This is a genomic window from Nonomuraea sp. NPDC049750 (assembly GCF_040659625.1).
Classification (GTDB): Bacteria; Actinomycetota; Actinomycetes; order Streptosporangiales; family Streptosporangiaceae; genus Nonomuraea.
In genome coordinates, this window is sequence record NZ_JBFANB010000001.1 from 659652 (window position 1) to 673847 (window position 14196).

Here is a 14196-nt window from a genome sequence, read left to right on the forward strand (position 1 = left end):
GGCGGCGGCCGAGTGTTACACGATCCCGCGCAGCCAGTTGCCGAGCAGCCGGTGCCCGTGCTCCGACAGCACCGACTCGGGATGGAACTGGATGCCCTCGACGGGCGCCGTGCGGTGCCGTAGCCCCATGATGACGCCGTCCTCGGTACGGGCGGTCACGTCGAGCTCGGCGGGCACCGTGTCGGGCCGTACGGCCAGCGAGTGGTAGCGGGTCATCCGCACCGGCGAGGGGATCCCGGCGAACACCCCGAGCCCGTCGTGCGACACCGCGCTGGTCCGCCCGTGTACGAGCTCGGGCGCCCGCGACACGGTGGCACCGTAGGCCAGGCCGATCGCCTGGTGCCCGAGGCAGACGCCGAGCAGCGGCAGGCCGCGCAGGGCCGCGTGGCGCACCAGGGGGACGCTCACGCCCGCCGCCTCCGGCGTGCCGGGCCCCGGGCTCACCAGGACGCCGTCGAAGCCGTCGGCGTCGCTCACGCGCACGTCGTCGCGCGGGCGCACGTCGCACGTGGCGCCCAGCTCACGCAGATATTGGACGATGGTGTGGACGAAGCTGTCGTGGTTGTCCACGACCAGCACGCGGGTCATTTCCGTACGGTCACCTCGTCGAGCGTCACCGCGGGTTCGAGAAGCGGGAACACGGCATACCAGAGTACGACGCCCGCCACGGCGACCAGCACGGTGGCCGCCAGCAGCTTGGTGCCCGTGCCGCCCGGCAGCCTGTCCCAGAGCCATCCGTACATGTCATTCCATCCTGAGCTCGGTCTTCTTCAGCACGCCGAACACGATGAGCCGCTGGGCGGCGGAGTATTCGGGATGGCAGGTCGACAGCGTGATGTAGGCCCTGATGGGCTTGGTGTCGGGCTTGCCGGGCACCGAGGCGATCACGTCGACCTCGTCGGGGTACACGACGTCCTGCGAGGTCACCCGGTAGGTGTAGCGGGCTTCGGGGGCGTCGACGATGATCTCGTCGCCGCGCTGGAGCTCGTCGATCCGGTTGAACGGCGCCAGGTACGTGGTCCGGTGACCCGATACGACGAAATTTCCGATCTGTCCGGGGAGGGCGGTCCCGGGGTAGTGGCCCGGGCCCTTCTTCAGGTGCTCCGCGTCCACGCCCTCGACCACGGCGTAGTGGTAGTCGCGCCCGAGCCTCGGGATGCGCAGCATGGCCACGGCCCGGCCCAGCTCGATCTTCCGGAGCTTGGCCGGCTCCGGGCGCGCGTGTTCCTCCACCAGCTCCTGCTGCAGTTGCAGCTGCATGCGCTGGGTATAGACGCCCGTCCCCCACAGCAGGTAGGCGCAGAACAACAACAGGATCAGGCCCGCGGTGATGCTCGATTCCCCCGCGGCCCGCAGCACGGCCCTCACTCACTCAGCGTAAGCGCGACTCATCCGGAGGCCGGGGATCGCCATCTCGTGCGCGTGGCGACTATCCTGGGCACGCTTCCACTACGCTCAAAGCAATTACGCTCAAAACTAATAGCCTGTGGACAACCCGGATGCCCAGGCGCCCAGCAGGAGTTTCCAGTGCCCAAGTCCAAGGCTCGCAAGAAGGCGGTCTACACGCCGCCGCAGAAGTCCCAGCAGGTCACGGTCAGCCCGCGCTGGCTGGCTCCCACGATGGTGGTGTCGTGGATCATCGGCATCCTGTGGATCGCCGTCTACTACGTGGCGCCCAGCGCACCCTTCATCGGCGATCTCCACAACTGGAATCTGCTGATCGGGTTCGTCTTCATCATCTTCGGAGTAGTGCTCTCCACCCGCTGGCGTTAGTTTTTTCCACAGTTTTTCCACACCCTGGGGAAGTCAGCCCGCGCCGCCCAGGAGGGCCGAGGATCTGACGGCCACGAGCACGACCAGGATGGCCAGCGCTCCCACGACCGTCAGCACTTGCCAGAGGGTCCTGTTGCTCTTGGGAGCGTAGGCCAGGGCCCCGGCAAGGGCCGATCCCGTGATCAGGCCGCCGATGTGGCCGGTCCAGCTGATGCCGGAGACCAGGAAGGTTATCGCCAGGTTGATCGCGATCAGCACGGCGATGCCGCGTACGTCCATGTTCAGCTTGCGCCCCACCACGAACACGGCGCCGAACAGGCCGAAGATGGCTCCGGACGCCCCGACCGTGTACTGGCCGAGCGGGTCGAGCCAGTAGCCGAGCACCGAGCCGCCCAGCGCGCTGACCAGGTATACGGCCAGGTAGCGGGTGTGCCCGAAGGCCCGCTCCAGGTAGGGGCCGATGACGTAGAGCGCCCAGCAGTTGAACAGGATGTGGAACGGCCCGTCGTGCACGAACGCCGACGTGAGCAGCCGGTAATACTCATGCCCGGCGACGACGTTGTACGGCCGCATGGCCAGTTGTTCGGTGACCGCGTTGCCCGTCAGATATTGGGCGCCGAAGACGAGCACGTTGAGCGCCAGGGTCACCCAGGTGACGTATGGCGTGGTGACCACGGCGCCGCCGAACGCCGATCGCGCCTGGCGTACCCCTCGATTGCCCTCGCTCACGCACTCGGGGCACTGGAAGCCCACGGCGGCGTCGCGCATGCAGTCGGGGCAGATGGGGCGCTCGCAACGCTGGCAGCGGACCCAGGTCTCTTTGTCGGGGTGCCGGTAGCACGTCGGCACGGCCTCCGCGGGCTGCTCGGGCTGCGGGGGCGGGCTGGGCGGCTGGCTGGTCATGACCGCAGCCTATGGCCTGCGCGGCATCGCCGCGCTGGCGTGTTCAGCCCGCCCCGTGCGCCTTGGGCGGCCTCGGACGGTTCGCCTGGGTCAACCCGGGATGTGTGCCTAGGTCAACCCTGGATGGTACGTCTGGTCAGCCCACGTAGGTCAGCCCGGACGATGCGTCTGGTCAGCCCTGGACGCGGTCGATCGTGACCGACTCCAGGACCACCGCGTCGACCGGCTTGTCGCGCTGGCCGGTCGGCGTCTTGGCGATCGCGTCGACGACGTCCTGGCCCTCGATCACCTCGCCGAAGATGGTGTGCTTGCCGTTGAGATGCGGCGTGGGCACGACCGTGACGAAGAACTGCGAGCCGTTGGTGCCCTTGCCGAACCGGATGCCGGCGTTGGCCATGGCCAGGAGGTAAGGGCGGTTGAAGTAGAGATCCGGGTGGATCTCGTCGTCGAAGTCGTAACCCGGGCCGCCGATGCCCTCGCCCAGCGGGTCACCGCCCTGGATCATGAAGCCGGGGATCACCCGGTGGAAGATCGTGCCGTCGTAGTAACGGCCGGTGCTCGTCTCCCCGGTGCCCGGGTGGGTCCACTCACGGCCGCCTTCGGCGAGCTCGACGAAGTTGCGGACCGTCTTGGGCGCCTTGTTGGGGAAGAGTTCTATCTTGATATTTCCGCGATTTGTCTGCAGGTTTGCGATCAGCTTCTCGGCCACGAGACAGCTGCCCCCCTCTATGTACAAGGTTGGTTTTGTGGATTTTGATGACCACGGTCGTTAGGCCGCGAAAGCCATCCTGCCACGGACCGCCATGATTGAGCCGCTTCGCTACGGGAAGGTCAGGCTCGGGGCCCCATCAAGCAGGGGAGGTTGTTGTGTCCCTGACACTGAAAAATCGCCGCGTGGTCATCGTAGTCCCAACCACGTGGATGGGCCGTATGAAGGCCCGGGCCATGAGAACTGGCCGGCAAATGACGCCGATGGCGGATCAGGCCAAGGTGGTCGCCGCGCATCGCATCGAGGACGCCCGCTACTGGGCGGCCCCGAGGCTGGAAGAGGCCGCGCATCGGGTCGAGGATGAGCTCGCCCCCAAGGTCAGCGCCATGCTGATCAACGCCGCCGAGCGGATCGACCCGACCCCGCGCAGGTCGCGGGGGATGCCGGTGATGATCCTTCTGACCGGTATCGCTGTGGGCGCGCTCGGTTATCTGTTCTACCGGCGTAACGCCCGGCAGTGGACCGAGCACATGAAGGACTCGGCCTCGGACGCGTCGCAGTGGGCCGGCGACAAGGCGGACAAGACCGCGGATGCCACCGAGAGGATGGCGTCCGAGATGTCCGACAAGGCGGATGAGGCATCGCGCAAGATGACGTGATCCGCGCGAAAGCGCGCCCCCCACTCGATCGAGTGGGGGGCGCGCTTTCGCGTTGAGGGACTTCGCGGTCTCTGGAGGCGCGCCGTTCGGCGACTCCGTGTTTCGGGGGCGTGTTTCCGCCCGTAGGCGTTGACGCCCATACCAAGCGCTTGCTACAACCGGCGGCATGACGCTGTCCCCGCTCGACGACTACCCCATCCACCAGGCGGCTCAGGTCATGCGGCACGTGGCGACCTCGGACCGCAATTTCTACGACCGCTACTACTTCAACTGCCACCCCGGCACCGACGAGCTCATGCTGATCGTCGGCGCCGGCCAGTATCCCAACCTGGGCGTCACCGACGCCTTCGCCTGCGTCCGCTACGGGAACCTGCACCAGGTCGTCCGCGCCTCACGCGAGCTCGGCACCGACCGGATGAACACCGAGATCGGCCCGTTCCAGGTGAAGGTCATCGAAGGGCTCAAACGGCTCCAGATCATCCTGGAGCCCAACGAGCATGGCCTGTCCTTCGACCTCACCTGGGAGGGCACGATCCCGGCGACGCTCGAGCCACGGCACTTCGTCCGCTGGCAGGAGCGGGTCATCTTCGACTCCGTACGGCTGGCGCAGACCGGGCTCTGGTCCGGCCACATCCGCATCGGGGACGACGAGATATCCGTCACCCCTGACCGATGGCAGGGCACCCGCGACCGATCCTGGGGCATCAGGCCCGTCGGCGAGCCCGAACCGCCGGGCATCCAGGCGAAGAACGCGGGCAGCTTCTACTGGCTGTACACGCCCATGCGGTTCGACGACCACGCGATCCTCTGCATCATCCAGGAGGACGAGAAGGGCCGCCGCGTCCTGGAGGAGGCCACCAGGGTCTGGTCCGACGGGCGCGAGGAGGAGTATCTGGGCCGGCCCGAGTACCACCCCGTCTACGCGCCCGGCACCCGGGACGTCGTCGAGGCCACGATCACGTTCTCACCTCCCGGCGGCAAGGCGTTCGACGTGCGGTGCACCCCTGTGCTGCCGGTCCACCTCATGGTCGGCACCGGTTATGGCCTGGAGCCGGACTGGAAGCACGGGATGTACCAGGGCGCGGAGCCGGTCGTGCAAGGCGTGACGTACACGCTGCCCGACGACGCGTCCAAGATGTGGGGGATGGTCGACGCCGTGGGGCGCTTCGAGTACGACGGGCTCGTGGGTCATGGCCTGTTCGAGTACTGGGCCCTGGGGCCGCACCCGTCGCTCCCGGAGTGAGTGAACGCGCCCCCGTGGATGCGCACCCGTCAGGTCCGGGTGAGCGCGCCCGCCGCACACCCCCGGTGCTACGGCGGGCGCGGCCTCACTTACTCGGCTCGCACTTGACGGCGAGGGACTTGGCGAAGTCCTTGGTCGGTAGGCCGCCGTCCGCCGTCGGCCGGGCGATGCCCAGCTTCACGGCGTCGTCGGCGAGCTCGTCGCGTTGGGTGGTGAGCTCCTCACCCTTGACAGCGAGCTCGCCGCGTTCGGTGGTGAGCTCCTCACCCTTGACGGCGGGCTTGGCCGGGAGGGCCTTCGTGACCGCCCCCTCCGGGAGCGACTCGATCTCGATCGTCTTGTCGTCCCGGAGGCGCACGGCCACACCCCCCTCGGGCGCCTTCTCGCCCGGCTTGGCGGCGAGGGGACGCGCCGGTTCGGCGAAGGCGATGGTCTTGCCGTCGCTCGTCGTACACGTCACCTTGACACCCGGGACGGGCGGCTGAGCCTCGTCGGCCATCGCGGATCCGCCCAGGCCCGTGAGCACGAGCACGCCCACCGCGCCGAGGACCGCGAGACGTCGCTTGAACATGGAATCTCCTTGCTGGAAACGATCGGACGCCCCGAGCCTGGCCCGCCGTACCTGAAGTGATCCTGAAGGCGCCCTAAATGATCTTCAGGTTGGCTTTAGGTTGGGTGCGGGACCCTGTTCGGTGTGCGAGTGCTACTGGTGGAGGACGAGCAGCGGCTGGCCGATCTGGTCAAGGGCGGCCTGGCGGGTGAGGGGTTCGCCGTCGACGTGGCCTATGACGGGCGCGACGGGCTCTGGATGGCCTCGGAGAACACCTACGACGTGATCGTGCTCGACGTGATGCTGCCCAGGCTGAACGGCTACACCGTGTGCTCCCGGCTGCGCGAGGCCGGCAACTGGACACCGATCATGATGCTCACCGCCAAGGATGGCATCTACGACGAGGCCGAGGCGCTCGACACGGGCGCCGACGACTATCTGGCCAAGCCGTTCTCGTACGTGGTCCTGCTGGCCAGGCTGCGTGCTCTCGTACGGAGGGGCGGGCACGAGCGGCCGGTGACGATCACGGTCGGGGACCTGGTCGTGGATCCGGCCGGGCTGCGCTGCCGCCGGGGGGAGGTGCAGATCGCGCTGACGCCGAAGGAGTTCGCGGTGCTCCACGGGCTGGCGCGACGGGCCGGCGAGGTGGTCTCCAAGAGCGAACTGCTGGCGCAGGCATGGGACTTCTCCTACGACGGGGACCCGAACATCGTGGAGGTGTACATCAGCGCGCTGCGCCGCAAGATCGACCAACCGTTCGGCAGGACGACCTTGGTGACGGTGCGCGGCGCCGGGTACCGACTGGAGGCGGCATGACCTGGTGGCGCAGACACCTGACCTTGGGACGGCTGCCCGTAGGGATGGCGTCCGTACGGCTGCGCGCGACCGCGGCGGCGACACTGGTGGTGGCCGTGGCACTCGGGCTGGCGGCGGTCGTGCTGGTGCTGGCGCTGCGGGGCAGCCTGCAGAGCAGCGCGGGCGCGGAGGCGGCCAGGAAGGCCGTGGCCGCGGCTCCGTACGCGGAGACCGTCGACCTGACCACCCTGCTCAGCCGGCCCACGACTGCCCAGACGCCCGCCTCCGGGGAGCGGGCCACAACCGGACGGGCACCTACCTCAAGCGACGCGCCGACGGCAGCCGAACGGGCGCGCACCTCGTCGGCGGGAGAGCCGACGACAATCGATTGGGCGCGCACGTCCAGTGACGCGCCGACGGCGGAGCCCACCGCGGGCGGACGGGCGCGCCCCGCCGATGACGCAGTGGCCGGGTTGGTGGTTCAGCCGGCGCTCGCGATGCGGATCGTCGATTCGGACGTATTGCTCACGAAAGCGGGCGCCCCGGCGGCGGCGAACTGGGCGCAGGGCAGTGACTTCGCGGTCGCGCGCATGCCCGTGTCCACGTCCAGCGGATCGGCGGAGATCTGGGCCAGGGCCTCGCTCGTCGGTGCCGACCAGGCGCTGGAGACGCTCAACGGCGCCCTCCTTCCGGGCGTGCCCGCGCTGCTGCTCGTGGTGGCGGGCATGACCTGGTTCTCGGTCGGCCGCACGCTCGCCCCGGTCGCGGCCATCAGGGCCAAGGTGGCCGACATCACGGCCCGCGACCTGCACCAGCGGGTGCCCGTACCCAGCTCGGGCGACGAGATCGCCGCCCTGGCGACCACCGTGAACGGCACGCTCGACCGGCTGGAGACGGCCGTCGAGACGCACAAACGGTTTGTCGCGGACGCGGCCCACGAGCTGCGCAGCCCCATCGCCACCCTGCGGGCCCGGCTGGAGCTGGCCGAGCCGAGCGAGCTGACCGCCGAGGCGCTCGCCGACGTGGAGCGCCTCCAGTCGCTGGCCGCCGACCTGCTCCTGCTGGCCAAGCTCGACGCGGGTGAGCCGCTGCGTACGAGCGACCTCGACCTCGGCCAGGTGGCGGCGGAGGAGTCGCTGCGCATCAAGCGGCGGCCCGAGCTGCGGATGGAGCTGGACGTCGAGCCCGACGTCGTCTTCCAGGGCTCGCGGGCGCACCTGGCCCGCCTGGTGACCAACCTGGTCGACAACGCGGTACGGCACGCCGCGGCGGTCGTACGGGTGCGGGTACGCCAGGAGGACGGCCAGGCCGTGCTCCAGGTGCTCGACGACGGGCCGGGGATTCCGGTGGGGCAGCGTGAGGCGGTGTTCGACCGGTTCACCAGGCTGGACGAGGCGCGGGCCAGGGATGTCGGCGGGGCCGGGCTCGGATTGCCGATCGCGCGGGACATCGCGCTGCTGCACGGCGGCACGCTGCTCGCCGAAGAAGGTGGATTTATCGCGAGATTTCCCCTGAACCACTAGCCACTTCTCATCGTGTGGTTAGTTGAAGGAGGCAATCATGCTCACACGCCGTGCACTGATCACCCGAGGTGGCGCCGCCGCAGGCGCAGCAGGAGCCGTTTTCCTGTGGGCGCGACCCGCCGAGGCCGAAGAGGAGGCCGCCGGTCCGGTCCTGGCCAGCGCCAAGAGCATCCCGGTCGGCAAAGGCAAGATCGTTAGTGGCAAGTACGTGATCACCCATCCGTCGAAGGGCGTCTTCAAGTGCTTCAGCGCCATCTGCACCCATCAGGGCTGCACGGTGGCGAGCGTAAGCGGTGGCAAGATCCACTGTCCGTGCCACGGCAGCCAGTTCAGCGCCCTGACGGGTGCGGTGGTGCGCGGTCCGGCCAAGCGTCCGCTCGCCAAGAAGAAGATCAAGCTGGTGAAGGGCAAGATCAGGCTGGCGTGATCGGCAGCGAGTACATCGTGGCGCGCCGGTAGATCTCGAACCCGGCTCTGGCGTAGACGCCGACGGCTCCCGTGGGGTCGTCGGCGTCGACGCTCAGGTGGGCCGCAGCCTAAGTGAGGTGCACGGAGCACCCCAAGTCCTCTCCTACACCTCGACGAGCAGGGACTTCCTCATGGCGTGCGCACCCGGGTGTTCTGGAACGAGGCGAAGCGCCAGCCGCCGGGGGTGCTGACGGCGGTGAAGGTGACGATCGAGTCGCGGCTCGGATCGGGCCGCCCGTCTACGGTCGAACCGCCACCGGAGATCACCAGCGCGACGCCGTCGCCCAGCGGCTTGACGATGGGCTCGCCGCCACCTCCGGTCAGCTTGATCGGGCTCTGGAAGAGCTGCCGGTGGGCGACCTCGATGGCCTCCCGGCCCTGAAGGTGCAGGCCGAAGAAGGTGATGTAGTCGGCGTCCTCGGTGAACAGCGCGGCGTAGGCCGCCGCGTCGCCGGAGTTCCAGGCTGCGGTGAGCCTGGTGAGGAGGTCTCTGATCTCAGTGGACATGGCACTGCTCCTGTTGTCGCGGCGCCTATCCTGAGACTGCGAGTCCTGGACAGGGCAGGCGCCTTGTTCGGATTTCCGGCCGCTGGGGTGTTGGCGCACCCCGGCGGCCACTCAACTTTCCAGCACTTGCTCCATCAGCGACTGCTTGACCGTGCCCGACCAGTCGAGCGCGCCCTTGTCCAGCCGGTCGAGCACGCTGCGCAACCAGGCCAGCTCGGCCGTGTAGAGAGCCTGCTCGCACTCCATCTCGAGCATGAGGAGCTCCGGCAGGCCGCTTTCCGTCATCGCCCGCCGGTGCGCCTCGATGCCGCTGATCGTCCCCTCGATGGAGGCCGTACGCGTGCGCAGCGCCCGCTTGGCGTCGGGCACCTGCAACGCGCCGATCAGGGAGACTGCGGCCACCAGCGTGCGCCGGTCGGCATCCGGCTGCTCCAGCGTCCTGCGCAGCCTCGTCGCCAGCTCCTGGCGGCCCTCCTCGGTGATCTCGTAGACCGTCCGCTCGGGCCGGCGGCCTTCGCGGTCGGTCTTCGCCGGCACGATCAGCTCGTCCTTCGCCAGCCGTTCGACCGCGTGGTAGAGGCTGCGCGGCAGCCCGGTCACGTAGTCCTTGTGCGTGTCGACGATGAAGCGGTGCAGCTCGTAGGGGTGGCTGGCACGTACCGAGAGCATGGCGAGCACGGTCAGCCCGACCAGGTCGTGGCGTCGTGCCATGATGCCTCCTTCTATATTGCAATATGCACTATAGAAAACGACAGTACGGCTGTCCAGCCTGGTGCGCGGCGGTCAGGCCAGTTGGCTGTCGAGCTGCAGGAAGGCCCGTTCGATGGCCTGCCTGGCGACGTCCTCCGGGTAGGGGAACCGGGTGATCAGGTCACGCAGGCCCTCCACGTGCGCCCGCGTGGCGAGCTCCGCCACGGCGACCAGCTCGGCCTGCTGGGCGATGGCGAAGGCGCGGTCGACCACCGCGCCGTGTCCCGGCACGATCACCCGCTCGGGCAGCTCGGTCAGCATCGTGGCGACCGTGGCGGGCCAGTCGAGCGGGTAGGAGTCGCCGAAGGCCGGCGGGGCGCCCTCTTCGATCAGGTCTCCGGCGAACACCACCCCGGCGTCGGGTACGTGCGCGACGATGTCGTTGCTGCTGTGGCCGAGGCCGAAGTGATTCAGGTGGACGATCCGGCCGCCAATGTCGAGCGTGGCCGTCGAGGTGAACGTGTGGTCGGGCGCCACGATCTCCACCTCTTCCAGCTCCGCCCGCCGGTCGTCGGGCAGGCGCTCGATCCACTTGGCCCGCTGCTGCTCGCCGTACAGCTCGATCTCCTCGGCGCACCTGGAGTGACCCCAGATCTCGCCCGGCAGGAACAGCGCGTTGCCGAAGTAGTGGTCGAAGTGGGAGTGGGTGTTGACGACCGTCCACGGGCTGGTGGTTATCCGCCTGATCGCCTCGATCAGGTCGGCGGCCTCCCGGTGGGACACGCGGGTGTCGAGCACCAGGCAGTGGTCGTCACCGACGATCAGGCCGACGTTCATGTCGAAGGACTCATGGCGCCGGACATAGACCCGGTCGCCGATTTCCCGCCACTGCTCGTTCATCGCTCGATCCTGAATCTCCCGTGGGACCCTGCGAGAACTCTACTTACGATCGCAACAGGCCATATGGGTTTCAGGTCGTGATCTACACCGAAGATCCGCACCGGCTCGGGGATAGTACGGCCGCGCGTGGCGGGCCGTTGAACGGGGAACGCTTCGTTACGACACGTGCTCGACCGATGACATAGGGCGATCAGCGGAGCGTCAGGAACGCGTCGTGGGCGGGGGCGGCTGACCGGACAGCCGGTGCCCTCAATGCTCATCTGCCTGGCATCAGTGGGTTGCTCTCCCCTCAACTCCGCGTCACACGTGGTTGTCAAGTTCGGTTTGTCGGCTGCCTTCCCAAGCCAGAGGAGCCCCCATGTTCCCCCGACTCGGAGCCATCATCGCCACGTCCCTCGCCGCCCTCGCCACCGTAGCCCCCACAGCGACCGCCACCCCGTCATCGGCGATCTACTTCGAAGCCCCCCAGGTCACGGTCGTCGCGCATCGCGGAGCCTCCGCGGACGCGCCCGAGAACACCATCACCGCGTTCCAGCTGGCCGACAAGCTGGGCGCAGACGCGTTCGAGCTCGACGTACAGGAGACCAAGGACCACAAGCTCATCCTGATGCACGACACGACACTGTCCCGCACCACGGACGTCGAGAAGGTCTTCCCCGACCGGGCGCCCTGGCGGGTCGGCGACTTCACGCTCGCGGAGATCAAGCGGCTGGACGCGGGCTCGTGGTTCGCCGCCAAGTACGACGGCGAGCCCGTACCGACCCTCGGAGAGACCCTGAGCGAGATGGACGGCAGCGGTCTCAGTCTGCTCCTGGAGATCAAGGCGCCGGAGCTCTACCCGGGCATCGAGAAGCGAGTGGCCGACGAGCTGCGGGGCGACGCCTCGTGGCTGAGCTCCGGTCGGCTGGTCGTGCAGTCGTTCAACTGGGCCTCGATGCGTACGTTCCACCGCGCCATGCCCCAGGTGCCCATCGGCCTGCTCGGCACGCCGGCTATGGCGGACCTGCCGAAGGTGGCGGCGTACGCCACCCACATCAACCCGCCGTACGGCAACATCACCGAGCAGTACGTGCGGCGCGTCCACAGCCTGGGGATGGCGGTCTTCGCCTGGACGGTGGACGACCCCGACGTCATGCGTCGGCTGATCGGCTATGAAGTGGACGGCATCATCACCAACAAGCCGGACACGCTCATGTCTCTGGCTCGATAGGACGCTCCGGGTTGCCCGTCGTCCTGTGACGACGGGCAACTCTGGCTTCATGGCTGCTCGACGACGCCGACGCGTACCTGGGCCTCGGCGATCCTCGCCAGCGTGGCGCGCGCCTCGTGCCGCCGCTGCCCGGTGTGAGCGAGCCGTATGGGAGCGAAGAGGGTGACCTCGGCGACCAGGTGGCGGGTCGCGGTCACCCGCAGGAGGGAGGCTAGAAGCGAGTCGTCTCCGACGAAGCAGCCGCGGGTCGACGTCGAGTCTCCCTCGCGGTAGCGCAGTGTGGCCGGGCGTACGGCGGAGCCCGCGTCGATCGCCGCCTGGAACACGGCCGGCCGGAACTCCCCCATCCCACGCCCGCACCACGTCGTGCCCTCGGGGAACGCGATCACGGTGTCGCCCGCTCTGAGGGCGTTCGCGACCGTGGCGACGGCCGATGGCAGGGCGGAGAGCCGTTCCCTGTCGATGAACAGCGCGCCCGAGCCCGCGGCCAGCGTACGGATGAGCGCCCATTGGCCGATCTCCCGCTTCGCCAGCGGCCGTGACGGCACCGTGGCCGCCATGACCAGCGGGTCGAGCCAGGAGACATGGTTGGCCACGAGAAGCGCGCCCCCCTCGCCCATGACGGTTGGCGCGCTTGGTGCGGTCGGCGCGCTTGGTGCGGTCGGCGCGCTTGGTGTGGTTGGCGTGGGCTGTGGTTCGGTGTAGAAGGCGACGCCGACCATGGTTCTGACTCTGATGCCGAGCGCCCGCAGCAGCAGTCGCGCCCACGTCTTCGTGATCTCCGCCCGCCAGGCCGTACCGGCTCGGCGAGTCGCCAGGGCGATCGAAAGGCCCGCGAGCAGCACGAGGACGGCCGCGAGGAGCCGCGCCACGCGATGGACGGGACCGGCGAGCGCGGCCGGGGGCTCCACACAGGCGTCGGGAGTGCACGGGCCCATGCGGAGCCACGGGTTGATCTCCACCGGGCCGGCCGCGCTGATGGTCACTGCGGCTCTCCCAGGAAGTGCCGCAAGTAGCGGGCGTTGACGTTGGTCATCGAGAGCAGGACGAAGAAGTCGGCGGTGCCGAAGTCACGGTCATGCGCGGGCGCCCCGCATACCCAGGAGCCCAGCCGCAGGTAGCCGCGGAGCAGCGCAGGCGGTACGAACCGGTCGGAACGGGCGGCGCCCTTGATCCGCCACGGGTCGCGCGGCGTTACGCGGTACTCCGCCGGGCCCAGCGGCACCCGCTCGACGACACCGGCCGCGACCGCGCCCCCGTCGTCGAGGGGTACCGAGCAGCAACCCGCCAGCCACCTGTGGCCGCCGTTCACCATGTAGCGCGCGATGCCCGCCCACATCAGGCCGATCACCGTGCCGACGCGGTGATCGGGATGTACGCAGGTGCGGCCCGCTTCGACCAGGTCCCGCCTGAGGACGGCCAGGTTGCGGAGATCGAATTCGGCGTCGGAGTACAGCCGGTCCGTACGTCCCGGAGGGAGCAACCGGTAGGTGCCGACCACTTTGTCGTCGTAGCGGACCAGGAGGTGGTCGCAGTACGCGTCGAACCTGTCCGCGTCGAGACCGGAGATCGGGCTGTCGAGCCGCGCCCCCATCTCCTCGACGAAGACCTCGTGGCGAAGCCGTTGCGCGGCCTGTACGTCGGCAGCGCTCGTGGCCATGCCGACTGTGTAGCGGCCGGTTGTGGGGCGGCCGGTGAGAGAGATCGTCATGGGCGGGCGTCCTTCCCTGAAAGCGTCTCGCGACCATGTCGACATGCCGAAATGACGGATGCGTCTCCCATCGGGGGCAGCGAGGCGTCCGCGTGGTGAACCTCGTAGACGACCACGGTCGAGGGGTCAGGACTCCGGCGGTCGAGAGCGGGGAGTCGGCAGGTCGGCCGCCCGCTGTGCTGCCCCGTCAAAAGGCAAAGCTTACGTGCGAGCTGGGCGAACCCCCCGTGTGGACTCCGTGGGAGGCGGCGGCCGCATCCTAAGATCAATCCGTGCTAGAAACGGTGATTTCTCTCATCTTCGCCGGACTCTTTCTCAGCTTCCTCATCTATTGGGTCTTGCAGCTGGTCAAGGTCATGCGGCAGCGGCGCATACACAAGTACACAGACCCGATGAGGGCCATGGACATCACTGGTCGCGTGCGCCAGCTCAAGGTGCGTGGCGACGAGGACGAAGCGGTACGTCTCGTGCAGGACGAGCTCGCGATGCCCATGGCCAAGGCTCGTTCGTGGGTGAAATCCATATAGGTTTGCCATCGGGACAGATGGGGTCGCG

The 14196-nt window shown here is 68.5% G+C and carries 19 protein-coding genes; 8 read left to right on the top strand and 11 right to left on the bottom strand.

The genetic code is table 11. The features are described 5' to 3' along the window. Positions 1-15: 15 nt before the first annotated feature. The 3 genes from AB0J16_RS03130 to AB0J16_RS03140 are packed head-to-tail and all read right to left on the bottom strand — an operon-like array spanning position 16 to position 1368. Positions 16-588: a gamma-glutamyl-gamma-aminobutyrate hydrolase family protein gene (locus AB0J16_RS03130; protein WP_358534086.1), complete on the bottom strand. Its 573-nt coding sequence runs from the start codon at positions 586-588 to the stop codon at positions 16-18. Beyond that, positions 585-743 carry a hypothetical protein gene (locus AB0J16_RS03135; protein ID WP_358176611.1) on the bottom strand — a complete coding sequence of 53 codons (159 nt, stop codon included), beginning with the start codon at positions 741-743 and terminating at the stop codon, positions 585-587. The genes AB0J16_RS03130 and AB0J16_RS03135 overlap by 4 nt, the downstream gene beginning before the upstream one ends. 1 nt (position 744) lies before the next feature. Next, positions 745-1368: a class E sortase gene (locus AB0J16_RS03140; protein WP_357938357.1), complete on the bottom strand. Its 624-nt coding sequence runs from the start codon at positions 1366-1368 to the stop codon at positions 745-747. A 159-nt stretch (positions 1369-1527) separates the two neighbouring features. On the opposite strand from AB0J16_RS03140, the gene AB0J16_RS03145 reads away from it, so the two are divergent. Further along, the gene (locus AB0J16_RS03145) at positions 1528-1773 is read left to right on the top strand and encodes a cell division protein CrgA (protein ID WP_225301770.1); all 246 of its coding nucleotides are present in this window, start codon (positions 1528-1530) and stop codon (positions 1771-1773) included. Between the two features lie 33 nt (positions 1774-1806). Here the strand turns inward: AB0J16_RS03145 and AB0J16_RS03150 are convergent, their stop codons facing one another. Both AB0J16_RS03150 and AB0J16_RS03155 read right to left on the bottom strand, forming a co-directional pair. Continuing rightward, complete coding sequence (locus tag AB0J16_RS03150) at positions 1807-2676, bottom strand: rhomboid family intramembrane serine protease (protein WP_358534088.1); 870 nt, start codon at positions 2674-2676, stop codon at positions 1807-1809. A 172-nt stretch (positions 2677-2848) separates the two neighbouring features. Continuing rightward, the gene (locus AB0J16_RS03155) at positions 2849-3385 is read right to left on the bottom strand and encodes a peptidylprolyl isomerase (protein ID WP_358176617.1); all 537 of its coding nucleotides are present in this window, start codon (positions 3383-3385) and stop codon (positions 2849-2851) included. 158 nt (positions 3386-3543) lie between these two features. Between AB0J16_RS03155 and AB0J16_RS03160 the strand changes: the two genes are divergently transcribed. Further along, on the top strand, positions 3544-4044 hold the full coding sequence (locus AB0J16_RS03160; protein ID WP_358534090.1) for a YtxH domain-containing protein: 501 nt from the start codon (positions 3544-3546) through the stop codon (positions 4042-4044). Between the two features lie 166 nt (positions 4045-4210). Next, positions 4211-5287 carry a hypothetical protein gene (locus tag AB0J16_RS03165; RefSeq protein ID WP_358534093.1) on the top strand — a complete coding sequence of 359 codons (1077 nt, stop codon included), beginning with the start codon at positions 4211-4213 and terminating at the stop codon, positions 5285-5287. A gap of 85 nt (positions 5288-5372) precedes the next feature. On the opposite strand, the gene AB0J16_RS03170 is transcribed toward AB0J16_RS03165, so the two are convergent. Then, entirely contained in the window at positions 5373-5858 is a 486-nt protein-coding gene (locus AB0J16_RS03170) for a hypothetical protein (RefSeq protein WP_358534096.1), read from the bottom strand. Between the two features lie 123 nt (positions 5859-5981). On the opposite strand from AB0J16_RS03170, the gene AB0J16_RS03175 reads away from it, so the two are divergent. Genes AB0J16_RS03175 through AB0J16_RS03185 form a run of 3 tightly spaced genes read left to right on the top strand, consistent with a single transcriptional unit; the run spans position 5982 to position 8582 of the window. Further along, on the top strand, positions 5982-6653 hold the full coding sequence (locus AB0J16_RS03175; protein ID WP_357938343.1) for a response regulator transcription factor: 672 nt from the start codon (positions 5982-5984) through the stop codon (positions 6651-6653). Beyond that, entirely contained in the window at positions 6650-8155 is a 1506-nt protein-coding gene (locus AB0J16_RS03180; protein ID WP_358534099.1) for a HAMP domain-containing sensor histidine kinase, read from the top strand. The genes AB0J16_RS03175 and AB0J16_RS03180 overlap by 4 nt, the downstream gene beginning before the upstream one ends. A gap of 37 nt (positions 8156-8192) precedes the next feature. Then, positions 8193-8582 carry a Rieske (2Fe-2S) protein gene (locus AB0J16_RS03185; protein ID WP_358534101.1) on the top strand — a complete coding sequence of 130 codons (390 nt, stop codon included), beginning with the start codon at positions 8193-8195 and terminating at the stop codon, positions 8580-8582. Between the two features lie 170 nt (positions 8583-8752). Here AB0J16_RS03185 and AB0J16_RS03190 read toward each other — a convergent pair whose 3' ends face one another. The 3 genes from AB0J16_RS03190 to AB0J16_RS03200 form a co-directional block, all read right to left on the bottom strand. After that, on the bottom strand, positions 8753-9130 hold the full coding sequence (locus AB0J16_RS03190; RefSeq protein ID WP_358534104.1) for an SgcJ/EcaC family oxidoreductase: 378 nt from the start codon (positions 9128-9130) through the stop codon (positions 8753-8755). A 111-nt stretch (positions 9131-9241) separates the two neighbouring features. Next, the gene (locus tag AB0J16_RS03195; RefSeq protein ID WP_358534106.1) at positions 9242-9841 is read right to left on the bottom strand and encodes a PadR family transcriptional regulator; all 600 of its coding nucleotides are present in this window, start codon (positions 9839-9841) and stop codon (positions 9242-9244) included. Between the two features lie 72 nt (positions 9842-9913). Further along, on the bottom strand, positions 9914-10720 hold the full coding sequence (locus tag AB0J16_RS03200; RefSeq protein ID WP_358534109.1) for an MBL fold metallo-hydrolase: 807 nt from the start codon (positions 10718-10720) through the stop codon (positions 9914-9916). A gap of 358 nt (positions 10721-11078) precedes the next feature. Here AB0J16_RS03200 and AB0J16_RS03205 point away from each other — a divergent pair, with 358 nt between their 5' ends. Next, positions 11079-11930, top strand: coding sequence for a glycerophosphodiester phosphodiesterase family protein (locus tag AB0J16_RS03205; protein WP_358534111.1), 852 nt, complete (start codon positions 11079-11081; stop codon positions 11928-11930). Positions 11931-11977: 47 nt separating this feature from the next. Here the strand turns inward: AB0J16_RS03205 and AB0J16_RS03210 are convergent, their stop codons facing one another. Continuing rightward, on the bottom strand, positions 11978-12916 hold the full coding sequence (locus AB0J16_RS03210; RefSeq protein WP_358534114.1) for a lysophospholipid acyltransferase family protein: 939 nt from the start codon (positions 12914-12916) through the stop codon (positions 11978-11980). Further along, positions 12913-13641, bottom strand: a complete 729-nt coding sequence (locus AB0J16_RS03215) for a GNAT family N-acyltransferase (protein ID WP_358534116.1) — start codon at positions 13639-13641, stop codon at positions 12913-12915. Before AB0J16_RS03215 ends, AB0J16_RS03210 begins: the two co-directional genes overlap by 4 nt. Positions 13642-13913: 272 nt before the next feature. On the opposite strand from AB0J16_RS03215, the gene AB0J16_RS03220 reads away from it, so the two are divergent. After that, the gene (locus AB0J16_RS03220) at positions 13914-14168 is read left to right on the top strand and encodes a hypothetical protein (RefSeq protein ID WP_358534119.1); all 255 of its coding nucleotides are present in this window, start codon (positions 13914-13916) and stop codon (positions 14166-14168) included. The last annotated feature ends 28 nt before the right edge of the window (positions 14169-14196 follow it).